This is a genomic window from Phycisphaerae bacterium (assembly GCA_035275405.1).
Lineage (GTDB): Bacteria > Planctomycetota > Phycisphaerae > UBA1845 > UTPLA1 > DATEMU01.
In genome coordinates this window covers 199137-223339 of record DATEMU010000013.1, presented here as the reverse complement: position 1 = coordinate 223339, position 24203 = coordinate 199137, and the positions used below count along the sequence as shown (strand labels likewise).

20 protein-coding genes are annotated in these 24203 nt (G+C 62.7%); 3 read left to right on the top strand and 17 right to left on the bottom strand.

Annotated features, from left to right (window positions below):
- Nucleotides 1-23: 23 nt before the first annotated feature.
- From VJZ71_16365 to VJZ71_16325, 9 genes are all read right to left on the bottom strand, one after another.
- The gene (locus VJZ71_16365; protein ID HKQ49648.1) at nucleotides 24-2507 is read right to left on the bottom strand and encodes a VCBS repeat-containing protein; all 2484 of its coding nucleotides are present in this window, start codon (nucleotides 2505-2507) and stop codon (nucleotides 24-26) included.
- Between the two features lie 107 nt (nucleotides 2508-2614).
- Nucleotides 2615-3826 (bottom strand): ASPIC/UnbV domain-containing protein, encoded by a 1212-nt coding sequence (locus VJZ71_16360; GenBank protein ID HKQ49647.1) that lies wholly within the window; start codon nucleotides 3824-3826, stop codon nucleotides 2615-2617.
- 96 nt (nucleotides 3827-3922) lie between these two features.
- Nucleotides 3923-5701 carry a VCBS repeat-containing protein gene (locus VJZ71_16355; GenBank protein ID HKQ49646.1) on the bottom strand — a complete coding sequence of 593 codons (1779 nt, stop codon included), beginning with the start codon at nucleotides 5699-5701 and terminating at the stop codon, nucleotides 3923-3925.
- Nucleotides 5702-6144: 443 nt separating this feature from the next.
- A complete protein-coding gene (locus tag VJZ71_16350) occupies nucleotides 6145-7215 on the bottom strand; it encodes a LysM peptidoglycan-binding domain-containing protein (protein HKQ49645.1) in 1071 nt (356 codons plus the stop codon).
- Nucleotides 7216-7307: 92 nt separating this feature from the next.
- Nucleotides 7308-11462, bottom strand: coding sequence for a protein translocase subunit SecD (gene secD, locus VJZ71_16345; GenBank protein ID HKQ49644.1), 4155 nt, complete (start codon nucleotides 11460-11462; stop codon nucleotides 7308-7310).
- 116 nt (nucleotides 11463-11578) lie between these two features.
- Nucleotides 11579-12001, bottom strand: a complete 423-nt coding sequence (locus tag VJZ71_16340; GenBank protein ID HKQ49643.1) for a hypothetical protein — start codon at nucleotides 11999-12001, stop codon at nucleotides 11579-11581.
- A 212-nt stretch (nucleotides 12002-12213) separates the two neighbouring features.
- The gene (locus tag VJZ71_16335) at nucleotides 12214-13113 is read right to left on the bottom strand and encodes a UbiA-like polyprenyltransferase (GenBank protein HKQ49642.1); all 900 of its coding nucleotides are present in this window, start codon (nucleotides 13111-13113) and stop codon (nucleotides 12214-12216) included.
- A gap of 48 nt (nucleotides 13114-13161) precedes the next feature.
- Nucleotides 13162-13518, bottom strand: a complete 357-nt coding sequence (locus VJZ71_16330) for a hypothetical protein (protein ID HKQ49641.1) — start codon at nucleotides 13516-13518, stop codon at nucleotides 13162-13164.
- A 112-nt stretch (nucleotides 13519-13630) separates the two neighbouring features.
- A complete protein-coding gene (locus tag VJZ71_16325) occupies nucleotides 13631-14089 on the bottom strand; it encodes a prepilin-type N-terminal cleavage/methylation domain-containing protein (protein ID HKQ49640.1) in 459 nt (152 codons plus the stop codon).
- Nucleotides 14090-14391: 302 nt separating this feature from the next.
- Between VJZ71_16325 and VJZ71_16320 the strand changes: the two genes are divergently transcribed.
- Entirely contained in the window at nucleotides 14392-14892 is a 501-nt protein-coding gene (locus VJZ71_16320) for a YbhB/YbcL family Raf kinase inhibitor-like protein (GenBank protein ID HKQ49639.1), read from the top strand.
- A 52-nt stretch (nucleotides 14893-14944) separates the two neighbouring features.
- Entirely contained in the window at nucleotides 14945-15280 is a 336-nt protein-coding gene (locus tag VJZ71_16315; GenBank protein ID HKQ49638.1) for a hypothetical protein, read from the top strand.
- Nucleotides 15281-15289: 9 nt separating this feature from the next.
- Here the strand turns inward: VJZ71_16315 and VJZ71_16310 are convergent, their stop codons facing one another.
- Nucleotides 15290-15922, bottom strand: coding sequence for an FHA domain-containing protein (locus tag VJZ71_16310; GenBank protein HKQ49637.1), 633 nt, complete (start codon nucleotides 15920-15922; stop codon nucleotides 15290-15292).
- 90 nt (nucleotides 15923-16012) lie between these two features.
- Between VJZ71_16310 and hemW the strand changes: the two genes are divergently transcribed.
- The gene (gene hemW, locus VJZ71_16305; GenBank protein ID HKQ49636.1) at nucleotides 16013-17242 is read left to right on the top strand and encodes a radical SAM family heme chaperone HemW; all 1230 of its coding nucleotides are present in this window, start codon (nucleotides 16013-16015) and stop codon (nucleotides 17240-17242) included.
- A 47-nt stretch (nucleotides 17243-17289) separates the two neighbouring features.
- On the opposite strand, the gene VJZ71_16300 is transcribed toward hemW, so the two are convergent.
- The 7 genes from VJZ71_16300 to ispF all read right to left on the bottom strand — a co-directional run bounded on the left by VJZ71_16300 (nucleotide 17290) and on the right by ispF (nucleotide 24195).
- Nucleotides 17290-18252 (bottom strand): metallophosphoesterase, encoded by a 963-nt coding sequence (locus tag VJZ71_16300; protein HKQ49635.1) that lies wholly within the window; start codon nucleotides 18250-18252, stop codon nucleotides 17290-17292.
- 66 nt (nucleotides 18253-18318) lie between these two features.
- Nucleotides 18319-19512: a PEP-CTERM sorting domain-containing protein gene (locus tag VJZ71_16295; GenBank protein ID HKQ49634.1), complete on the bottom strand. Its 1194-nt coding sequence runs from the start codon at nucleotides 19510-19512 to the stop codon at nucleotides 18319-18321.
- 286 nt (nucleotides 19513-19798) lie between these two features.
- A complete protein-coding gene (gene ruvB / locus VJZ71_16290; GenBank protein ID HKQ49633.1) occupies nucleotides 19799-20845 on the bottom strand; it encodes a Holliday junction branch migration DNA helicase RuvB in 1047 nt (348 codons plus the stop codon).
- 112 nt (nucleotides 20846-20957) lie between these two features.
- Nucleotides 20958-21590 carry a Holliday junction branch migration protein RuvA gene (gene ruvA, locus VJZ71_16285; GenBank protein HKQ49632.1) on the bottom strand — a complete coding sequence of 211 codons (633 nt, stop codon included), beginning with the start codon at nucleotides 21588-21590 and terminating at the stop codon, nucleotides 20958-20960.
- Complete coding sequence (locus tag VJZ71_16280) at nucleotides 21587-22159, bottom strand: crossover junction endodeoxyribonuclease RuvC (protein HKQ49631.1); 573 nt, start codon at nucleotides 22157-22159, stop codon at nucleotides 21587-21589. Before VJZ71_16280 ends, ruvA begins: the two co-directional genes overlap by 4 nt.
- Entirely contained in the window at nucleotides 22144-23652 is a 1509-nt protein-coding gene (cysS, locus tag VJZ71_16275) for a cysteine--tRNA ligase (protein HKQ49630.1), read from the bottom strand. Before cysS ends, VJZ71_16280 begins: the two co-directional genes overlap by 16 nt.
- Nucleotides 23653-23691: 39 nt before the next feature.
- Nucleotides 23692-24195, bottom strand: a complete 504-nt coding sequence (ispF, locus tag VJZ71_16270) for a 2-C-methyl-D-erythritol 2,4-cyclodiphosphate synthase (protein ID HKQ49629.1) — start codon at nucleotides 24193-24195, stop codon at nucleotides 23692-23694.
- Between the last annotated feature and the right edge of the window lie 8 nt (nucleotides 24196-24203).

The window sequence follows — 24203 nt, the reverse complement described above, 5'->3', positions numbered from 1 at the left end:
GAAAATTGTCCCCTCCGGAATCATCAAGGTGGACATTCGTCGCCGACGAGAAGCGTATCAACAAATAGTGGAATATCGGCGTCCTGCATACCCACCGTCCCGTCGAGGTTTCCGCAAGCGCAGTTGGATCCCCCGCCCAAAAAGCACGCAAGGAACTCCTGAATGTCCAACCCGGAGCGCTGTTGGTCGCCATTCAAATCGGCAGGGCAGGCGCACGGGGATGCGCAGACATATTTGGATATTTCGACGACGTCGATCGCCGCCTCCGTGACCGAGTTATTCGGTGTATCCTGAATCGAGAATCGCACCCGGACATTGGCCGACAGCGGCTGCCCGGGAAAGAAATCGCCGACTTGGAAGCTATTCGTCTGCCAATTTGCTGAATCAGTGGTGAAGGCCTCGACCTGGGTCCAGTTGGCGCCATCGTTGTTTGAGACGGAGACGATCAGTGAATCCGGCGTTGACGCTCCGCCCGTCGAGCTGTAAACCCAGCGCGCATAGGAAATGATCGCGTCCGAGTCCGTCAGGTCGATGAGTGGCGAGATCAGGTGGGTCGGGCCCCCGTCGACGTCGTTAGCGCCGGCGGCGCCGCCAACCGGACCGTCGTCCGAGACAAAGCAATAAACTTTGTCGGTGCCCGCCTGGGCATCATCCTCGGGAGCGGCCGGGGCGGTGGAATTCAACGTCCCGTTGGGGTCCGCGCGTTCCCAGATTCCCAGAGTAATCCCGTTTTCATTCAAGACTGTCCAACCACCGGCTCCGCTTTCGAAATCTTCAACCGTGGATTCGAGGCCAATCGCGGCGACGGCGGAATGGTGCGATCCCGGTGCCCCCGGCGGCCCGGTAAAGGCCCCGCCGCCAACGGCATCCGCGCTGAAATAATAATCGATGCGCTGCGGACAGGGCGCGGAAGGCAAGACCGCCTCATAGAGACCGGGCGGTCCGAGCGCGGTCAGTCGTTGCGAACTCCAGGCGCCGCCGTTGATTCGGTAAAAAACGGCCACGCTCTCTTCGTCGAAGATGGTGCCTTCGACGCCGGTCGCCTGAACTTGAAACGTGGAGATCATTCCAGGCGGGACATTGGAAGGCAACCCTTCTGGATACGTGAAGAGGACGCCGGTCGGAGGTACGTTGATCCAGACCTCGGTGGTGTTGCAACGCCCGATCACGAGATCGAGCCAGTTGTCGCCGTTGATGTCGAAGACGGCGAAGTTGTGCACGCCGACCAGCATGTTGGACGGGATATCTCCGGGATCGGCGACGAAGGTAACACTGGGCGCGTTTCCATTGTTGCGAAGGATGTCGCCCTGACGCGATCCGCACGGACCTATATCCACGTCCACGTCGGAGATAAGGACGTCTTTCCAGTTGTCGCGGTCCAAGTCGGCGGCGACGGACTGGCTGCCGAAACCGCCTGTGGCGGCGGGAAAGGTGAACGTGCTGAACGTGGCCAGGCCCTGGACGTTGTTGCCGTTGTTGAGAAGGTAACGATCGGTCGCGTCATCCGTTACGATGAGGTCCATCCGATTGTCATTGTTCAAATCCGCGGGCGTCACAAAGTACGGCGCCGAGGTGTAGACGCTCTGGTAAGTGTCAAAGAAACCGGGCGTCGCCAGCTTGTTGTAGGCGATTCCAATGTATTGCGGAGGGTTCAGCGAAGTTTGCTTGACGATGTCCAGTTTTCCGTCGTTGTTCATGTCGACGATGGCCGCCGCGGCGCCGAAGGCCGATCGCCGGAACGGATAGGGCGTGCCGCCGACGGTAATGGTGCCGGAGAACCGCGTCGGGGTTTCATCCGTGAAGAACCCGTTACCGTTGTTGATCAGCAATCGGTCGTCAAAATCAGCGCCCGCGGGTTCGGAGACACCGCCGGCGCCGCTGCTGTCGTAATCGCCGAACCAAAGTTCCGGCGCGCCGTCCCCGGTCAGGTCCCCAGCGGCCACGCTGCAAAAACGCGGGTTGAAGCTGCCGCCCGTCAGGCTCGTCATTGTCGGAATTCTCGAATTCTCGAAGCGGAAACCCTGCCAGACGCCGCCGGATTCGGTCTTGTTGATGTAAATGCGGGGATGGCCGATGTGCTTCGGGTCCCCGTCGCTGATCGTCGTCGCCGTGACGATGTCGAGCCAGGTGTCGAGATTGACGTCCACGAGCAGGACGTCGCGATCGTTCGTCGGCGTCAGAAACCCCATGTCCCCGACGACATCCGCTTCAGTCGCATACAGCGAGGTGCGATCGGTCAGCACCCCGCCTTCGTTCATGTAGAGTACGTTCGTCCGTTTGCCGGCCGACGTGAAGGGTTCCTTCCGCACACTCACCAGGTCGATGTCCCCGTCTTTATCGACGTCGCCCCACGCGTAATCCTTCTCATCCACGTCATTCGTGCCGTTGGCCGGAACGGCCGAGAGCCGGGTGGCGGACTCGTTGTTGAAACGGACCCATTGTCCCTGCGCCGGATAGCAAAATAAGAAAATGACTATGGGGGCGAAGAAGAAAGACCGTGAATTCAATCGAACCATTCTGGTTGCCCCGACGCTGGCTATGGAGTTTCAAAAAGTCCGATCCGAGCCTCAGTTTAACGTTTACCCGGCGTTATTTCAATGCGCCGATAAAGCGCTCACCGCGCGTCGGGGCGCTGGGCATTCAAGCGTTCCATGAACGCCGCGTCGTCCGGGCGTGCTCGCGATCGAAGGTCGCGCGCCAGGTCCGCGAGATTCCTCGGTACGTCAAAATACCAGCGACCGGGAAAGACGCTTCGCTTGTGCGGTGGCACACGGTCGCCCCCGTAAGTAGACGCATCCGATACCAGATCGTCCAAACCCACTTTTCCGATGTAGATGACTTGGAGCTTCCCGGCCGAATCCACCAGCAAACTAAGCGGCAAAGATGCCAGGCCCTCTCGGTCGCGCACGTGCTTAAGGACGGCATCAAGCGCTTCGATCGTACCCGGCGCGGCCTCCAACGATTGCCAGTCGGCGGAATCCTTCCCCGTCTTTATGGCGCGCTCAAACACAGCCGCTGCTTTCGTGCGATCCTCCGGCTTGTCGACGTTCAGCGGGCAGACGCGGAGCCCGACTTCCGCGAGCCTCGTTTTTTCGCGAGCGAGTTCCTGCAGCTCGGAGAGGCATGGCGCGCACCAACTTGCCCAGAGCGCAATCAGGGAAGCACGATTGGAGTCCCGCGACGCACCAGTTTCGGCGAGCAACCCCGGCGGCAATGAGAATGGAACTTTCAAAACCAACCTCGCTGAGGCCGGCGGCTCCGCCGGCTCGATCGGCCGATCTTCCAGTCGCGAACGGCGGTCCGGAAGGCGCTCCGGACGATCCGAGCCTTGCGTGATGCGGTAGCGGGCGTTCGCCTCAAGTCCGGTGAATTCGCTGGACGGACCGCCGGGCCACTTTACAGTGACCCGTTGGATGTCACCCGTCTCCGGCAGACCGAACTGCAGCCACTTGCTGGACTGCGATAAATAACCATCACCGGCGGCGACCGCGCGTATGGCGCGTTGACCGCCGATTTCCAACAACACCTTTCCGCCGATGGCGTCGCGGTTGCACGACTTTCCAACCAGTTGAAATGCGACCCAGCGGCTAGCGGGGGGTTGATCGTTTCGCAAAAAGCGAATCTGCGGTCCGGAGCGGAACTTCATCCATAGATCAAGGTCACCGTCACCGTCCCAGTCGGTCGTCGCAACGGCGCGGCCGTCTTCCACATAATCAATTCCCGATAGCGCTGACACATCCGCGAAGCTGCCGTCCCGCAGATTGAGGAACACGCATTTGCGCTCCCGCCCGCTCCAGGAAAAGCCGCACAACATCAAGCGACTCATGTCGGCCCAACTGGTGAAGTAGGGCTGCTCGGCGGGGGACCGGCGCGAGCCAAATCCACTGGACTTCCGCGACGCGACGCGCCGCCAGAAAAAACTTCACAGGTCGTCCGGTCGCGGACCGGTTAGAAACCCGTTGGGGCAAACGATATCATCCCATCCGTCATTGTTGATATCTACGAATTTCGCCCCCCAAGCCCATCGCCCCATGGCGGCGCCGGCCCCGTCGCTGGCCGTTTTGAACCGTCCATTTCCCTGGTTGATGAGCAGCGTGTTACCGCGCGTGTGCCTTTGAATCCCTTGAAGCGTCGAGGGCGCGGCCTTCTCGTGAAAGCGCGGTTGATAAGCGATCCGGTTGCCGGCGCCGGAATACATGTTGCTGACATAAAGGTCGAGGTCGCCATCGCGATCGTAGTCCGACCAGCTGACGCCCATGCCGGCGGCCTGGTCATCGACGCCGGCCTCGGCCGCGACATCGACAAAGCGGCCGCCGTCGTTGCGATAAAGATTGTTGCGGCCGAAGTCGTTGGATACGTACAGATCGGGATCGCCGTCATCGTCGTAATCCGCCCAGGCGGCCGCGGTGCTGAAGCGCCGGTTATTCTGGTCGATACCGGATGACAAGGTGATGTCGGCGAATCCGCGGGGACCGTCGTTGCGCAGGAGGATGTTCGGAGGCCCATTGTTCGCATCTTCGAAGGGCACCGGGATACTGACCCCGTATTGCACTTCCACATAACGGCAACCGTAAATGTCCAGGTCGCCGTCCAGGTCGTAGTCCGCGGCCGCGAGCGAGAAAAATGCGCCGTTCGTGGACGCCCGCGCGGCACCGGCGGGCGTGAATCGCCCTCGGCCGTCGTTGATCGAGAAGAGGATGCTGGGGCCCATCGCACTGACGAGGTCCTGATCGCCGTCATTGTCGAAGTCGATGAGCAAAACGCCTTTCGTGTCATCGAGCCAGTCGACGGCGGCCTGCGCCGACGTTTCTTGAACCGTGCCGTCCGGCTGCTGAACGAGCAGCTTGTTGGGCAGTCCGGTCCCCATCGCGATATACAGGTCGTCCAGGTCGTCTCCGTTCACATCGCCGACGGCGATGCCCTGGTGTCCCATGAAATTCGTCTCACCGACGGCGTCGATACGGCCATACCAATAGTCGCAGCCATGGGACAGGATCGGGGACCAGGTCTCGTCGCGGGTGATCACCGCGCGCGTGCAATCGGTAAAGGCGGCCTTGGGAACGACGATTTCAGAAAAATCGACGGAGCTTATCCCCGCGATAACGGGCCGGTCCTCGCGATCGCCCTTGCGCCACTCCACGTGCCAGCGGGCGTTCTGTTGGAGTCGGCGCTGCGCGGTATGGGAAAACGTGTGGACCATGACGGTCGTCGTGAACGATCCCTCCTTGCCGGCCTCGACGCCAACGATCTTCATCTCCATCCGCAGCCCCTGACCCTCGTGGTGAGGTCGCAGAAAATCATCGAAGGCTATTGCGGGCGGGCGGAGCTTTTTCGAAGTGTCCGCTGGGCGGCAAACGCGCCAATCGCCGATGATTGCTTCCTTCAAAGAGCTCGGCCGCAAGGAGCCGATGCTGCATCCGGGGGCGAAGAATGCCCCGGCGGCTTCATCCGTGAGCGTATGGTCCTTGATCAGCGAATCCGCCAATTCGGACAAGCGGTGTTTGGCCTGGTCCGCCTGAACTTCGGACTGCCAATCATCGCGAGCGGGGTCTACGAATTTCGCGACTTGGGGTACGTCGGACGGGTCATCGCCGAGCGATGGAGATGGGCGTCCAATCCCGACCCAAAGGGCGAAACTTGCAACCCAGCCGACTGTTCGGAGGGCGGGTAATCGATAGAAACCGACACAGAGCGATGTCACAATCTGATCATAACTGGCCACACCTGGAATGACCAAGATGTCGCCATCAACTCGAACCAGGGATAATCCGTGTGACGCGTCGCGCGGGTCTATGGGCGAGGGTCCATAATGGTGATGGCCCTCCCGCCTGATCATGGAGTGTGATTTTCGAGGAATATGAATCGGCCGATGTGACGTCTGTCGGCGATGCGGAATCGCAAGATCTCCGCCCGCGTGAACCGACATTGTACTCAAACTTTACTGGCCGCGGATTTTCCTCGCTCGATCCTCGTGAATCGCGAGTTCCGACCCTTCTTAACGATCTCTCGGAGTAGAGCGCTGTAATGCGTGGCCGATGGTGTCTTGCCCGCCGGGCTGGACCACAGTCTCTGCTTGGTCATCCGAATATCGCGAAGATACGCGATCAGCTTGCCGCCCTGCCGCAGTGATGACGATTGATTTGGCTACTCCGGCAGCTTCAGGGCCATTCCGGAGGACAGGCGGGCGGGGTTGTTTTTGAGGGCGGCTTTATTGAGGCGGAAGATGTCTTCCCAGCGCTTGCTGCTGCCGTATTGCTTTCGGGCGATGGAGTAGAGCGTATCGCCGGTTTGCACGATGTAGGTTCGGCTGGGCGGGGGCGCGACCATGGTCGCGACGCTGGTGACGCGCACGTTGGGGTCCGGTGCGGCGGCCCGGGACACGGAAGTTTTGTCGAGAGCGGCGGCGGGCGATGCGGCGCGCGCGGTTGAACCGGTTGACGCCGGGAGCGTCAGCACGTCGCCGATCTTGAGATGCCGCGCGCTCTTCACGTGCGGGTTGGCGGCGAGGATGTCGTCCACGCGCGAGGTGTCGCCGAAATGCTGCTTGGAGATATCCGACAGGGTGTCACCTTCGGAGACCGTATGCGTCCGGCTGCTCCACATCGACTCGGGCATCTCCCTCAGGCTGGGCCTCCTGGAAGAACTGGACGAATCGGAGGCCGGTGTCGGCGATATGTTGACCACCTCTGGAGTACGAGAGACGACCATCGGCGCGCCGCGCGGGAGGGGTTGCGGCACGGTCGAGATAGGGGTCGCCTTCGGATTGGCCGGAGGATCATCGCTATTGGGGATATCGTTTTCGCGAAGGTTTTCCCTTGTGGCCTCGACCAGTTCCAACGAAGGGGCAGTCCGCAAAACAATGGGGGAATCGGAGGCCTTTGCGGCCGACGCGATTTCGACCGCCGGCTGCGTCGGTTGGGCGGTCGGCCGAATGGGCCGCATCGGCGGGGTCGACTGCGCGAGTTGATCGGTTGACTGGGCGGTGGGGGTGCGGCGCGGCGAACGCGCCACGCGCTGCGGCGCGGCAGGCGTTTTGTCCGCGACCTTGGGCGGGCGGTCGGCGGCGGGAGGAATCTTCGGCGGGAGGCTGACGCGCGTCGGCGTGGAGACGAGGATGCTGTCGTCGCTGGTGTCGCTGCCGTAAAAGAAATAGACGCTCGCCGAGACGACGATCATCAGCCCGGCGACGATTCCAACCCGCGTTTCGGTCGTCATGATGTCCTCCGTGACATTCGCTAGGAGCGCATCCTCGCGCTCTATGGCCTACGCCTTGTAATTGCACCGGCTATTAGCCGGTGCCACAAGGGCTACCGGGCACCGACCATGGCCACCAGCTTCTTCTTGACCAGGAACTGGCTGGCGATGGCGAACGAGCTGTAGGTTCCGGTCAGGATACCGATGAACATGGCGAAGTTGAAGCCATGGATACCGGGCCCGCCGAAGATGTACATGATCAAGATGGTGAAGAAGGTCGTCAAGCCCGTCAAGAGCGTCCGGGCCAGCGTTTGACTGATGGACTGGTTGAGCATGGTGGTACTGACGTCGGACAGCCGGCCGCGGTTCTCGCGGATACGGTCGAAGACGACGATGGTGTCGTTGACAGAGTAGCCGATGACCGTCATGAGCGCCGCGACGAGGGCGAGGTCCACGCGGAACTTGTCGAGGAGGAGGGCCTTGCCGATGGCGGTGTCGAAGAGGTAGTGGCTGGCGGCGATGGCGCCGATGGCGACGATGACGTCGTGGATCAGGGCCACGACGGCCGCGAGGCCCCAGCGGATGTTCCCGAAGCGGAACCAGACGTAAACAATGATGACCAACCAGCTCAAGGCGATGGCGATGTAGGCGTCGGTCTGTGCCTCGCCGGAAACCTGTTGGTCAAACTGGGTGATCTGGCTGAGGGAGGTCTGGCGCTGGAGGGCGGCCTGGAGGAGCCGCACTTCAGGTTCGGCGAGATCGGTGACCCAGGCCGAGGAAAGGGCGCCCTGCTCGTCGAGCAGCGGGTAGTTCTCGTCGGCCACAACGACCATGGCCTTGCTGAAGGTGTCGGCACCGGGCGACGAGGGCGTGAGGCCGAAGACGTCGGACTCGCGCCAGCCGTGGGATTCAAAACCGGGCTGGAGGCGCATGGAGCGCAGGCGGTTTTTCAGCGCCGTCAGGCTCTGGGGCGGTTGAATCTGTTCGAGGACGAGGGCCACGCCGCCGCGCCAGCCTTGCAGGTCAATGTTCGCCAGTTCGGCGCTGTCCAGGGAAACGCCAAGCTGTTTGGGGTCGTCGGTGCGGAGCGCGAAATAAGGCACGCCGCCGGCGCTGCGATCGTCGACGAGGTGGAAGGAGAGAGCGGGCTGAACGTCGAGTTCTCCCTGCAAGTTATCCATGATCGCGCCGACCACGATCTCCTTGTTGTTTTCGAGGGTGACGATTTCAAAGGAGCGACCGGCGACATCGCCCCGGCCGACGGTCTGGACGCCCTGAACCTGGGCCTTTTCCATCGCCTCGCCGGCGCGCGTGAAGCGCTCGGCGAATTCCTTTACATAGCCCTTCATCCTTTCGAGATCGATGTTTTCCTCTGCCCGCGTGGTGATCACCACCTCGGTTGCGTCGGGGTCGCTGTAGCGGACGGGATTGAGGTCGCTGAGCCGTTTATGGTCCGGAGTGTCCATCACGGATTTGATGACCGGTTCGAGCCGTGCGGCGGGTACGCCGGGGGTGTTGAGGGTAAAGGTCCCGGCGGTTCCAGCGACGGTGGCGGTGGAAAGCCCCTGGCCGTATTGGCGCAGGGTCTCGCCGCTTTTGGCAAGGCGTTCGGAGATCTGCGTCTGGTTGAGCGAGCCGGGGGTCTTCAGGTCGATCTGTGCGGCGGTTCCGCCGAGAAACTCAATGTCGTAGAGGTCTTCCTTCTTGATGTTGAAGAACATGAAGAGGCCGGCGATGGAGATGACGAGCGAGAAGGTAAAGAAGACGGGGCGCAGGCCGACCCAGTTGATGGCTGGGGCGCCGATGATGCGCATCATGGGCATTCGAGGCCGCTCGCCTTTTTGGAAGGCGGCGTGTATGGCTCGGCCGATCCACATGAGCGCGAAGAGGCCGATGATTCCTGGTCCGACGTAGATGAGCGCCCAGCCGAAGGCGATCAGCACGGAATGTTCGCGCGCCGGCCCGGCGTTCCACCAGTAGCCCAGCCCGTAAAGCAGGCCGCCGAATGCGGCGACGCCGATGCCGAAGAGGGCCGGATAGCGCTTGATCTCCTTGGGGATCGAGATCATCGACATCATCTCGAAGAACATGCGGGTGACGAAGTAGGCGGTGAAGAGGTTGATGGCCACGCCGATGCCGAGCGTGAGGCCGAACCCCTTGATCTCCTCGCTGCCGAGGAAATAGAGGATGACGCAGGTGAGCATGGTGGAGACGTTGGAGTCGAGGATGGCGCTGAACGCGCGTTCGTAGCCGAGGCGGATCGCCATGCGCATGGCCGTGCCCTTGGCGAGTTCCTCGCGCATGCGCTCGTTGATGAGTACGTTGGCGTCCACGGCCATGGCCATCGACAGGACGAGACCGGCGATGCCGGGCAGCGTCAGCGTAGCGCCCATGAGGGCCATCATCGCCATCGTGAAAAGCAAGTTGAGGGCGACCGCGATGACCGCCACGCCGCCGGCGTAGAAGTAGTAGCCGATCATGAAGACGGCGACGGCGATCGCGCCATACTTGGCGGACGTAAGCCCCGCGGCGCGGTTGGCCTCGCCGAGCGACGGGCCGATCGAGCGGACGCTGATCGGCGGGTCCTTGAGCTTGCGCGGCAGGCTGCCGGCGTTGAGCTTCTTGACCATGTCGTGGACTTCCTGCGGCGTGAAGCTGCCGTGGATGATGCCGCTGGTGCGGATGACCGACTCGATGGTGGCGGAGGAGATGGCCTGATCGTCGAGGAAGATGCACAACGGCTTTTTGAGATTGGTGCGGGTAAGCTGGGCGAACTTGTCGCCGCCGCGTTCGTCGAGCGTGAAGCCGATGGCGGGGCGGCCCATGTCATCGCGATCAAAGCGGGCGCCCTTAAGCGACCAGTCCTCTCCCAGGCGGCGGGTGAGGGCGTATTTGTCGCCGATTCGCGCGAGCACGTAGTACTTGTTTCCGAAGCGCTCGGCGATGACTCGCAGGGCCGCCTTCTGCGCCTCGAAGTCCCGGTCGAGTTTGTCGATCTTCAGAAAATCCGCCGGGTCCTCAATCTCGAACCATTGATATTCGTCTTCGCCGGGGGCCTTGCGCGGGCCGCGGTTTTTCATGGCCTCGCGATAGCTGTTGTAAAAATCCGGATTGCTGTCATCGCGCTCGGCAAGGATGCGGAACTCCAGCACGCCCGCGCCTTTGAGGAGGCGCTGCAGGTCCGCCGGATCCTCGAGGCGGCCTTCGCCGCGGCGCTGCGTGCGAAGCTGGTCCGTCGCCTTGACCATGCCGTCGATCATGCCGGCCATGCTCGGGTGCTGTGTGGTGAGCTTTTTGAGCTCCTGCTCGCGAAACGCGTCGCCGGGCTTGGCTTCGAGGACGGTCTGGAGCTTTCCGATGTCGAGGTTGGTGGCCAGCACGTCGGCAACGGCCTTGTCGAACTCTTCCTCCTTTTGCACGACCTGGTTAATCGTGACGCCTTCGCTCAGCTTGTTGGGATCGACGTTGGCGTCGAGGACCTTGGCGATCGCGGTTTCGAAGGCGGTCGTTTTTTCGCCATAGGCCTGGACGACTTCGGCGGCAGGCTCTTTGCCGTCGGCGGGGCGAGTGGTGGACTCGGCGGCGGCGAGCGCGTCGGCGGCCTTCGCGGCTTCTTCCAAGAGGGCGCGGCGCGCGGGGATACCGCGGATGAGAGACTCAAAGGCGGCGGAGCGCTCCGCAGCGGGTTTTTTCACGGCCGCGAGGACGTCTTCCCGCGAGAGATTGTCCTTGCTGATCGAGGCCACGCGGGCGTCATATTCCTTTTGCAGGTTCTGGTAGGCGTCGTAGTTCGTTGCCGCGGCGGTCAGGAGCGGTCGGCGCGTTTCCACGCCGTGGACAAGGGCGTCAAACGCGGCCGGGCGCTGATCGGCGGGCTTGGCGACGGCGCGCAGGACATCCGTGCGGCGCACGATCGTGTTCTGGATCTCCTCCTGAAGCTGCTCGTATTTCTGGCGCCCCTCGACGATCTCTTTGCTGGGCCGGGGCATCTGGATTTCCAGCCGGTTGTGACCGACCGGCCGCCAGACGAGGTTGAAGACGCCCTTGGGGTCGACGCGTTCGCGGAGGACTTTCATGACCTCTTCGGCCAGCCCCTGCTTTTCGAAGCCTTCGAGGCCGGTGTCGTCAATTTCATAGAGGAGGCTGTAGCCGCCGTACAGATCGATGCCGTATTTGAGCTTCTGGTCCAGCGGCCAGATGCTGGCGAAGCCGAGGGCGGCGAGCGCCCCGACGATCACAATTTTCCACCACAAGTCGCGTTCGTGCATAAGTCACCTGCGTTTGTATCAGAAGACGATCCGCCCACGGCGGAAAGTCCGATTGCCATTTTCGAGATTCTTGCCCCTGCCAGTACGGACGGCGCGGATCGCTGGGGTCCGGCCACTCAAAACGAATTCGATTGAAGGGGCGGGGCGTGCGCTTGATAGGATGGGCGATGCAGCGATGCCTTCAATTCGCAAGGCGGCGGCGCGTCGCCCGACGGCCGCAGCGCGGCGGCCGGAATGTCGACGTTATTCGAGGAGAGGCACAAGTTGAGGCTGGAGGAATCGGTATCGGCGGGCTTGGCAGCACTGGGGGCGACGAGACCGGCGGACGAGGCATCCGGCTTTTCGTCGGGCGACTTTTGGTCCGGGCGGCCATCGGGAGAGGCGTCCGGCGTCGCCGCGCGGGTGCGTTTCTTTGATTCGGCGTCTTTGCGGGCGAGGCGCTCCATCGACTCGGCCTGCGCGGCCCAGGCGGCCGGTCCGCCGGCGAGGGCCAGCGAGGCGAGGACGGAGATCGTGGTGTAGGGCAGTTTACTCGTCATGATCTTTGCCGCAATTCCGAGCCACGAAGTCTAACCGGGCCAGGGGAAAGGGGCAACGCGAGGTAGCGGGTGGCACGGTCTGGCTGCTGCCAGACCGTGACGCCGCAACGCAGCCCCGAATGTGGCGTCCCGCCGAGCCGGGACGGAGCGATGCCATGATTGCGAACGCAGTAACCACGGCCTGGCTGCTGCCAGACCGTGCCAACCCCCTATCAGCGTCGCAGCAGTGTGTCGGTGACCGCCGCGAGGGCCAGGAGCAGGCTCACGCAGCCGTTGAGCGTGAAGAAGGCGAGGTTGACGCGGGAGAGGTCGTCGGGCTTTACGACCGCCTGTTCGGCGGCGAGGAGGATCGCTGTCACGATCACACCCGACCAGTAGATCCAGCCGAGACCGGTGACGACGCCGAGTGCGATCAACAGGCCGACAGCCGCGACGTGGCAGGCGCGGGAGAGGACCAGCGCGGGCCCGATGCCGAACCGGGCGGGGATGGAGAAGAGACCGTCGCGGCGGTCCACGTCCACGTCCTGGCAGGCGTAGATGATGTCGAAGCCGGCGATCCAGAAGAACACCGTGCCGGTCAGCAGGATCGCTGGCCAGCCGAGCGAGGGGGGGTGGATGGCGATCCACGCGGCCATCGGTGCGAAGGCGATGCCGGCGCCGAGGACGAAATGCGCGAGGGCGGTGAAGCGCTTGGTATAGGAATAGCCCGCGAGCCAGAGAAGCGTCGGCGCGGCCAGGACAAGCGGCCAGAGGTTGCCGTCGCGCACAAGGAAGCCGGCGCAGGCGGCGAAGAAGATCAACGCGGCGAGGATCGTGAAGAGCCAGGCCTGGCCGAGCGAGATGCGACCGGTCTGGAGGGGACGCGTGGCGGTGCGCGGATTGCGGGCGTCGATGTGCCGGTCGGCGATGCGGTTGAAGGTCATGGCGAAACTGCGTGCGGCGATCATGCAGGTGAGGATGAGGAGGAGCTGGGCGAATGAAGGCAGGCGATCGGGCAGACTTCTGGCGGCAAGGAAGACGGCTATGAGGGCGAAGGGGAGTGCGAAGACGGAGTGGGAGAAGCGGACGAGTTCGGCCCAGGTGCGGAGGGTCGATGTGGTGGCGGCGTTCACGCGGGGATTCTAAGCAGAAAGGGAACAGGGGACAGAGAAGGAAGTCGGCTACTCGTCGGTGCGTTGGAGACCGGCCTGGATGCGGGTGACGAGGTCGCGGAGTTCGTCGAGCTTGGCGGAGAGGGCGTCGGCGACGTGGTCATTGGCGGCCTGTTCGATCTGGGCGGAGTGGTCGCGGAGGGCGACGTAACCGCAGGAGTCGCCGCGATCGCCGAGGTCGCGGGCGATGGCGCGGACCTGGTCGTAGGCGCCAGACCGCATGGCGTTCTCAATCGCAGCCATGCGGATCGGCAGAATGCGGACAAAGTCTTCGACCACGTCCCCAAGCTGCGGGCTCTGGGCGAGGAGCGTCGAGAAAAGCGGCTCGTCGCCGGCGGGTTGTGGATCGGGCATCGCGGCGGACATGGGCAGTTCCTTATAAGGTCCGTCAGGAACATCGAGCGATTGGCGAGCGATCTTGAGATGGCGGCGCCGCGAATATCAGCGGAGTCCTATATCAATTGAGGCAGAAGCCGCGCTACAGCGGGCAGTGCGGGCCGTGGCAATTAGCCCTGAATTCGCCCGTGATTTCATCGTAGAACCACGAACTCGATCCGCATGAACCGGTGCCCAGGTCATCGGCGTCGGTGAAGGGGTTGATCGGGATCTTGTTGAGAAAAGGACCCAGTGTGGGTGAGCCGCCCAGGCTGCCGTCCGGGTTGGTCATGCCGGTCATCTGCGCTTCAAACTGGGCGAAGGTCGGAACGGCGCCATTGTGCTGGAGTCGATAGGTCTCGATCTGCTTACGTACTATTTCCAGTTGGCTGATGAGCGTGCTGAGCTTGGTATCGGCGGTGGCGTCGGAGAATTGGGGGATGACGAGCGCGGCGAGAATGCCCAGGATCACCACGACAATCAGCAGCTCAACGAGCGTGAATGACCGCGCCCGCCAAACGGCATGATGGCGTACCTCTCGACGTGCGCCGTGCGTAAGCATCCGCTTATACCCGCGAAGGGAAAAGACCCAGGCTCTAATGGGACTATCGGCGGAAGTCGCCGACCGGCTTTGGACGGCTCGCGCTCGCAAACAAGGCGCGCCCCGGCGATCAAAAACGGAGCTTGGACGGTTCGTTGCGAGTCTCAAAGTCGTAAATTCGCCGAGGCTTCTCGCGGCGCCGGACAATGACCTCGGCCCCACGGCGCAGCAAAGGGGAGGCACTATGAGCGATTTTTAATACGGGATTAAGTTCGGCGTCATCGGTGCGTCCCTAGCATCCCCTCGTCGGACGAGGTGTGGGCATGAAAGGGACGCTGACGGAAAAGCACATGGGCTTTGAAGTCGCCGGATTCGCAGATGGCGGGGCGATTCCGGATCGATTCACGGCGGACGGTCTCGACGTGTCGCCGGCGCTGAAATGGACGGGAGTTCCGGAGATTGCCGCGGAATTGGTGATCATCGTCGAAGACCCGGATGCGCCGCGGGACCGGCCGTTCGTGCATTGGCTGGCGTACAAGATACCGACCGACGCGGATGGACTAAAGGAGGCATTGTTGCCGACGGCGCGGGTGGAATCGCCGGCGGGGATGATGCAGGGTCGCAACGATTTCGGGAAGTTGGGATACGGGGGACCGGCGCCGCCGAGGGGGCACGGTGTCCATCACTATCACTTCCGCCTTTACGCACTGGATACCAAGCTGAACATCGGCGCGGGGTGCCGGGCGGACGAGTTGCAACGGGCGATGCGCGGGCATGTTCTGACCGAGGCGGATTATGTGGGGACGTACGAACGTAGACGGTGAAGAAACAGGTGTTCGAAGAATTTGTGGCCGTACGGAAAGTGAGGATACACACATGCGTCGCTATCCATTGTCCATCCCGGAATTGGCGATCATCTCAGGGACGCGAGCCGCGTTGGGGGCGGGACTGGGGCTGCTGTTGGGTGATCGTATTGTGGCGGACAAGCGGCGTGCCGCGGGGTGGTCGCTGTTCCTGGTGGGCGCGGCGTCGACGGTGCCGATACTGGTGCAACTGTTCCGCAGCCGGCCGCTGATCGCGGGCAGCTCGTCGCGAAATGTGGGGCGCCGGACCAGAAGGGTTGGGCGGCGATCGCGCCGGCTGGCGGGCGCGCACCACGGCAATCACGCACTGCGCAAACGAATGGGAGCGCTGAATCATGCTCGCCACTAAGTCCGTCGCCTACTTTGTGTTCTTGGAGTCGTCGTCGGGGATGAGATCGTCTTCGGCGATCTCTTCGAGGTTCTCGATTTCGTCGATGACGCCGGAGGAGCCGGCGATGTCGTCGATGTCGAAATCACTGAGGTCCTCTGAGTCGAGTTCCTCGAGCTGGTCGAGGTCGAGTTCTTCGGAGCCGGTGTCGGCCGCGGCGGGCGCGCCGATACGCGTGGTCGCTTCGGGCGGAGCCTTGGCAACCGAGGCGCCGGGGGGAGGCGGAGCGATCTTTGCGGGCACCCCGTCGATCTGCACCGTGAACTGAACCGGTCCGACGCGGATGCGATCACCCGGCTTCAGGACGGCATCGGAGACTTTCTGGTCGTTGACAAAGGTTCCGTTGCTGCTGCCCAGGTCACGAACCATGACCTTCTTGCCGCTGACGGAGATTTGGCAATGCGAGCGGGAGACGTCGCTGACGGGGATGCGGATGTCGGTCTCGGGGCTTCGACCGATGACCTGCGAACGGTCGCCGATGGCGAATTCCTTGAGCGCGCCTTTACGAGTGAACGTGACGAGGGCGACCTTCATGTGCGTCTCTTGAAACGGCGAGGAGGGCAGCCGTACGGAGGCTGAATGTTCCTTTGCGCTGGCCGCCATGCCTCAAATCTAACGGAAAACCGCCGGATTATCAAGCCGACCGCCTTCCCCGCACTCCCGCGAGTGCGGCGGGGCCGGTAACATTTCACCATGTCCGGTCCAGCGATGCAACGACCCGCCGAGCCAGCAGCCGAAGGCGGCTGCTCTCCAACAGGTAAATCCGCCGAGGGCGGCAACAGCCCGACCGACCGGCCGATTGGGTGGTATGTCCATCTGCCTTTTTGCACGACGAAGTGCGGGTATTGTGATTTCTATTCGCTGCCGACGATCCCGGGGCTGATCGACGATCTGGTGGGGGCCGTGGTCGACGAGCTGCGGCGGCGCGATCCTGGGCGGACGGTGGAGACGGTGTTTATCGGAGGGGGGACGCCGACGGTACTGCCGGGACCGGCGTTGGAGCGGCTCCTTTCAGAAATATCGCGCCGGGCCGGGGGCGTCGCGGAATTTACGGTGGAAGCGAACCCGTCGAGCACGGATGAGTTGAAGCTGGGGCTGTTGAAGCGCCACGGGGTAACGCGGGTGTCGTTTGGGGCGCAGTCGTTTAATCCGGACGAGTTGAAGGTGCTGGAGCGGATCCATGATCCGCGGCATATCTTCGAGTCCGTGGCGGCGGCGCGGGCCAGCGGTTTCGACAACATCAATCTTGATCTGATCTACGCGATTCCCGGACAGACGATGGCGTCCTGGAAGGCGACGCTGGCGCGGGCGATCGACGTGGGCACGGAGCACCTGTCATGTTATGCCCTCATGTACGAGCCGGGAACGTCTCTAACGAAGTTAAGGAATGAGGGGCGGGTCATTCCAAGCGACGAGGACGTTGAGGCCGACATGTTTGATTGCACGATCGAGTTGTTGACGGCGGCGGGGTTCGAGCATTACGAGGTGAGCAACTTCGCGCGGGCCGGGCGGCGGTGCCGGGCGAACATGATCTACTGGGAGAACCGGGAGTATCTGGGGATCGGGCCGTCGGCGGTGTCGTATCTGGATGGCGTGCGGCAGAAAAATGTGGCGGATGTGCGGAGGTATGTGGAGGGGATGCGGAGTGACCCGGCGGCGGTTGTGGCGGAGTGCGAGGCGCTTTCGCCGCAGGGCCGTGCGGGCGAGACGGCGGTGCAGATGCTGCGGCTGACGGAGGGGATCGATCGGGCGCGGTTTCGGGAGCAGACAGGGTTGGATGCGGGGGAGTTGTTCGCAGAGCGGATTAAAGAGTTTTCATCGCTCGGATTGTTGGCTGCGGATGAGCGGACGATTCGATTGACGCGGCGGGGGATGCTGGTGGCGAACCGGGTGATGGCGGAGTTTCTGCCAGAGCCAGTCTAGATTCCCGCGGATGCCCGGCCTGCTGCTGCGAGACTGTGCCACCCTATTCAGTCGGGCTGGGGTTTCCAACCGTATTCGTGGTAGCGGTAATCGAACGTGCCGTCAGCGCGGAGGTCGAAGATGCCGAAGCCTTCGGGGATGCCGCGGTGCGGGCCCTTCCACCATCCGCCGCAAACAGCGCCGTCGTTGATGAAGGTCGTGCCCCAATAGTCGACGCGGTCGCGTTCGTGAATGTGGCCAGAGAGGGCGAGGCAAACGTTGCGCGTGCGCAGGAGCGGGAGGCGCTGGGCGGTATCGCCGCAGACGAGGGCGTCGTTGAATCGCCAGTGTTTGTCCTCGTGCAGGTCATCGTGGCCGAAGCCGGTAACGGTGATCAGCGGGATGTGTTCGCAGGTGACGATCGGCGTTTTGGGGTCGGTCTTCTGCAATTCTGCTTTGAACCAGTCGAACTGCACGGGGTCGAGCCCGCCAAGGTAGGGGTAGCGTTCGTCACCGCCGGGCAGGATGTTGTCGAGGCAGAAGAATCGCCAGCCTTTGTGCTCGAAGGCGTGGTAGATTTCGTTCAGCTGCAATTTGTCCTTGACGAGGGCCTTGCCGTAGCCGGCGGTTTTGGGGGAGATGCCGGATTGGGGATGCCAGCCGAAAACGTCGTGGTTGCCGATGGTGTTGTAGACTTTGAGCGAGGTGTTGTCGGCGATGACTTTCTGGTAGAGGTCGAAGAGCATCGTGGCGCGTTCGTGCGGAACTTCGAGAACGTCGAAGACGAGGTCGCCGCCGGTGAGGATGAAATCGGGGCGAGGCTTCAACGCTTCGACGGCCTTGAGGGCCTTGGCGAAACCTTCGTGACCATGGCGCTCGCGCTGGACGTGAATGTCGGTGAGGTGGACGAAGCGGAAGGATTGCGGGGTCTCCTTGGGCGCGGCTTGCAGGGTAGGCAGGTCGAAGAAAGAAGCTGCGGCGGCCCCGGCGATGGTCTTGAGAACGTCTCGACGGGAAAGACGATTATTCATTGGAAGGTCTCCAATTGAGTAAACGGCACTCTGTCGTTCGATCGCGGACTGATTAGCAGGCAGAGATTAATGTCGGCGTGTGCGTCGTGCCAGCGAGGCGGCGAGCAGGAGCAGCAGCGCCGTGGCCGGCTCGGGGATGTGCGCCACCCACGCGTCAGTAGCGCCGGCCGGATCGGTCCCCCACCCGACGATCGTCAAACCATCGGCCGACACGTCTCGCGCCTCCGCCAGAATCCACCCGGTGAGGTCCAATCCGAAGTCATTTGTCAACACGGAGCGAAGGCTGCGCATTCCGTTTGTACTGTCCCAGATAAATGCCTCCTGACCGGCCGCCGAAATACTCTCTCCAACAACAACTGAGCCATCGCCGGATGTGCCGTAGGCTTTACTTAGGGCGGTACCACCCGGCAATTCACCCAAGGCAACCATGCCATCGCCGCTGGTCCAGCGAAAGGCCTCGGCCGTGAAAGCGAATGCAGAGGAACCCCATCCAACAACGACGGAGCCATCGCCTGAGGTATCAAACGCCACACTGTTAAAGCCAGCGCCCGGCAGATCGCCCAGACCCGCCATTCCGCCGTCGTTCGTCCAACGAAAAGCCTCCAGGCCGAGTGCAGAGTCACCAGTTCCAACGACCACTGCACCGTCGCCCGAGACAGCGTGTGCGGTAGCGGAGACCCGACCACCCGGCAAATCACCCAGGCCAATCATGCCGCCGCCGCTGGTCCAGCGAAAGGCTTCGCCACCGGACGCCGAAGTACATTTACCAACAACCACGAGACCATCCGCGGAAATGCCGTATGCATCACTTGAAGTGGCTCCACCCGGCACATCGCCAAGACCTATCATGCCGGTACCGCTGGTCCATAGGAACGCTTCGGAACCTGTCGCGGATCTGCTTTCTCCAACAATCGCGAGGCCGTCGCTGGAGGTGCTGTATGCCACACTGCTAAATTCACCACCCGGTAAGTCGCCCAAGCCCAGCATGCCCCCGTCGCTCGTCCATCGGAAAGCTTCGAAACCATCTGATGCGAACCTACCGTACCCAACAACGGTAGAGCCGTCGCCGGAGATACCGAGCGCCGAACTGGAGTAGCCACCGGGCAGGGAGCCCAGGCCCATGAAGGATGGTGAACCAGCAGCGGCACGGGCGGCCCCAAAGTAGGGATTCGTCTCGTCCGGCGATATTTTGAAATCGTCTGCCGACATCGCTGGGCAAAGTGATGCTACGACGAAAAATGTGCAAATTGCCATGCTCATAGACCACGCTCCCGATGTTTCCGGCTTCTCTCGGCCGAGCGCCTATCTCTAAGCTCTCCTTTGTTTTGACTCTTGCTTGGCTAGTCAGTTTTGACTCTTGCTTGGCTAGTCAGAAAGAACTTATGAGAGCTCCCTAGCAAAAAGCGTGCCAAGCCAAACCACTAAAAGCCTGCCAGTTGATTATTCGGCGTCCCCGAGTGTCGCAAAACCCGCAATTCGTTAAACCACAGTAGGTTCCGGTTCGTCGAGCCTGCATACGCCTCACCGGCCCACACGATGGCAGATGTTATGAGTTGAAAAGGCTGGCGTTCATCGCATTGCAATCGGCAGACGGCGTAATCCCGAGGTGCTCGTAGGCTTTGCTCGTCGCGCAGCGGCCCTGGCGCGTGCGGGTGACGAAGGCGCGCTGGAGGAGGAAGGGTTCGACCATGTCTTCGAGCGTGTCGCGGGATTGGCCCATCGTGGCGGCAAGGGCCTCGATGCCCGCCGGGCCGCCGTGGTAGACGTCAATCAGTGCGGTGAGGAACGCGCGGTCGAGCCGGTCGAGGCCGACGCCGTCGATTTCCTCGATGGCCAGGGCTTTTTCGACGACGCCGACGCCGAGCTTGCCGTCGGCGCGGACCTGGGCGTAGTCGCGAACGCGGCGGAGGAGGCGGTTGGCGACGCGCGGCGTGCCGCGCGAGCGTTCGGCGATCATGCGCAGGGCGTCTTCCTCGGCCTTTACTTCGAGTCGATGCGCCGAGCGGCGGAGGATTTCGAGCAGGTCGTCAGATTCGTAGAAATCGAGGTGATAGCGCAGTCCGAACCGATCGCGGATCGCCGCCGTCAACATTCCGGCGCGCGTCGTCGCGCCGATCAGCGTGAAACGCTTGAGCTGGAAATTAACGGTGCGACCGGAAAGGCCGCCTTCGATCGTGTAGTCGACGCGAAAGTCCTCCATGGCCGGATACAGGAACTCCTCGACGACGGTGTTGAGGCGATGGACTTCATCGATAAAGAGGACATCGCCGGTTTCGAGGTTGGTCAGCGTGCTCATCAGGTCGGCCTGCTTGACGATGGCCGGGCCGCTGGTGACGCGGATGCGGTCGGCGACGCCCATTTCCTCGGCGATGACGTGGGCGAGCGTGGTCTTGCCCAGGCCGGGCGGGCCGTCGAGGAGGACGTGCTCCAAGGGTTCCTTGCGCTTCTTCGCGGCGTCGAGGGCGATGCGAAGCTGCTCGATGACCTGGCGCTGGCCGATGCAGTCAGCGAGTCGCTTGGGGCGGAGGGCCCAGTTGGTCTGCTCCTCGCGCTCGGAGGCGGGCTCGGTGGAGATCATTCGCTCGCGGCTCATGGAATCCCCCCAAGGGCAAATAGCGAATAGCGAATGGCGAATAGCGAATGGCGCGGGAGGCGGCGTTGGCTTGCTCTTCTTTCGCTATTCGCTATTCGCAATTCGTCATTCCTCATGCTTCTGCTCCGCTCTTGATTCGATACGCCGCCCGGACCCAGGCCTCCGCCGCGGTGATGTTATCGTGGAGTTGGCCGGCGCGCGCGATCCAGCGCTCGGCGTCGGCGCGATGATCGCCCCAGGCGACGAGGATCTCGATCGCGTCGCGCTGCTCGGCGGACCAGCCGCTCTGGGCGGCGGGCGGGGGCGTGGATGCCGCAAAGGCGTGCTCTTTCACCTTGCCGCGCAGCTCGGCGATGATCTGATCGGCCATGCGACGGCCGATGCCGGGAAGGCGCGCCAGGGCGACCGCGTCGCCCGCTTCGATGTCGGCGGCAATCCGCGCGACCGGCGCGGCCAGGGCGCGGAGCGCCTTGCGGACCCCGACACCTTTGACGGTCAGGAATTGCCTGAAAAAGGCGCGATCCTCGGAGTGAAGGAAGCCCACGGTGCGCGGCGTCATGTTGCCGCCGGCGGCGTTGCCTTCGAGGTATTGCAAAGTGTGGAGCGTGACGGACGAGCCGCGACAGGCCGAGAGTTCTGTCAATGCATAGGCAGGGACGAGGACCTCGTAAGCCAAACCGTCACGGTCGAGGACGGCAGAGTCCTCGTCGATCTCACTGAGTGTGCCTTGCAGACGGACGATCATGACCGGTTCGACTTTCTTATTTCACTAGTTGCGCACCAGGCGACGGCTAATGCATCGGCGACGTCCGAGGGCTCCGGAAGGCGCGGAAGAGAAAGCGTCGTCATGATGGCGCGTTGCATTTGGTCCTTGCTCGCATGGCCGTTGCCGGTCAGGAAGCGCTTCACTCGGGTCGATGGTAGATTGAGCACGTCGATTCTGTTTTTGGCGGCGAGGTACAGAAGAACTCCGCGGACGTGGCCCATCAGGATCGCCGTACGCGGATGCTTGTAATGAGCATAAAGGTCTTCGACGGCGACGAGGCCGGGTCGATGCTCGGCGATGACTTCTTCCAATCCGGAGGCCAGTTCGGTCAGCCGTTCGGGCAGCGGTGCCTTGGTCGACGAACGAAACAACCCCGCGTCGAGCACGCGGCCCTGGGGTGCGACGATGACGCCGTAGCCAGTTCGTTCCAGGCCGGGGTCGATGCCAAGGATGATTGTGGAGCGGGCCGACGCGGAGATGACGCGGGGACGCGGCGTCGAAACTCCACGAGCCGCCCGAGTTTTCAACGGTGTCAGGCTCGTCGCCATAGCGTGCCATCCTGGCGGTCTTCAAGCTGGAAGCCCAGATCGGCGAGCTGCCCGCGGATGCGGTCGGCGATCTGGAACTGCTTGGCGTCCCTGGCCATCTTGCGAACTTCGATCAATAAGTCCATCAGCTTGCCGCAATCGCCATCCTGACCGGCCGCGGCGCGGGGTTTTTCGACGAGTAAACCGAGCAGGCGGGCCAGTCCAACAAATGTGCCGCCGCCGGCGTGGACCACGTTGCGGACCTGATCGCTCGGATTGGACTCCACGCGACTGGCGTCGATGAAGCGATTGAGGTGATTGGCCATGTCGAAGAGGACGCCGATGGCCCCGGCGGTGTTGAAGTCGTCGTCCATGGCCTCGAGGAAGCGGACCTGCTCGTCCATGATCTTTTTGACGAATTCCTGGGCGGCCGCGTCATGTGGAGTGTCGCGGGTTTTCTCGATCGACAAGGTCAGTGCGTACGGGTCCAGAGTCAGCGCGCGGCCGAGTCGCTCCATCAGGCGGTAGAAAGTATCGAGCGCGGTCTTGGAGGCGGCCAGCGCCTGTTCGGAAAAGTCGATTGGTGAGCGGTATTGCGACTGGAGGATGAGAAAGCGGAGAAGCTCGGCCGGATAGTTCGCGAGCAAATTGGAGATTTGCAGCGAGCCCATCACCTTCTCGAACTCGGGATCGGACTTGGAGATCTTCTTGGTGTTGAAGCGGGTGAGACCGTTGTGCAGCCAGAACTTGGCGAAGGGCTTGCCCGTGTCGGATTCGGCCTGGGCGATTTCGTTTTCGTGGTGGGGGAATTTGAGGTCCATGCCGCCGCCGTGGATGTCAAAGGTCTCGCCGAGCAATTTCATGGCCATCGCCGAGCATTCGATGTGCCAGCCGGGGCGGCCCTTGCCCCACGGCGAGTCGTACTGCACTTCCGGCGGCTCGTCAGGTTTGGCGGCCTTCCACAGCGCGAAGTCGCCGGGATTGCGCTTGGCGGATTGGACGAGCCCTTCGCGCGTTCCCGCGAATTGCTCCTCCGGCTTGCGATGGGCAAGCTTGCCGTAGTCGGCGTCCTTGGTGACATCGAAGTAGACATCGCCGCCGGCCGCATAGGCCACGCCCTTGCCGATCAGGCGCTGGATATGTTCGATGATCTCTTTGATGTTTTCGCTGGCCCGCGGCATGTGGTCGATCGAGCGGACGCCCAGCGCGGCCATGGCTTCCACGTAGCGGTTTTCCAATTCCCGCGCGAGCTTGAGGACGCTTGTGCCCGCCTCGGCCGCCGCGGCGATCAGCTTGTCTTCGACGTCCGTGACGTTTACGACCCAGGTGACCTGAAAGCCCTTGAAGGTGAGATATCGCTTGATGACGTCGAAGATGACCGGTCCGACAGCGTGGCCGATGTGCGCCGGCTTATAGACCGTGGGGCCGCAGAGATAGATACCGACCTTGCCGGGCTGGACCGGTTGGAACAGTTCCTTCTCGCCGGAAAGGGTGTTGTAAACGCGCAGCGCCATACGTAAGGCGGGCTCTGCCCGCTGCTCCTTGTGATGTTGCTACTTTACTGGCGATCCGGCCGTCAGGCCAACTATGGCGGTGCAGGCGATGGCCTCGCCGCGGCCGACGGCGTCCAGCCCCTCGCCGGTCTTGGCCTTTATGCCGACGCGATCGGGCGGCAGGTCGAGGATGTCGGCGAGGCACATGCGGATGGCGTCCTTGAAGCCGGTCAGCTTGGGACGCTCGGCGTGGATGACGAGATCGACCTGCGCGACGGCGTGACCGCGGGTGCGGACGTCGTCCAGCACCAGTTTGAGCAGCCCGCGGCTGTCTGCCCCCTTATACGCCAAGTCAGTGTCGGGAAAGCGCTCGCCGATGTCCGGAAGACCGAAGGCCCCGAGCAGGGCGTCGGTGACGGCGTGCAGGACCACATCGCCGTCGCTGTGACCGGCAGCGTGCTTGTCGAAGGGTATGTCGACACCTCCGATCCGCAGAGGGCCGCCGGGCTCCAGGCGATGGAGGTCAGTGCCGAGGCCGATGCGATGGATGCTTAGTTCGGACAATCCGAATT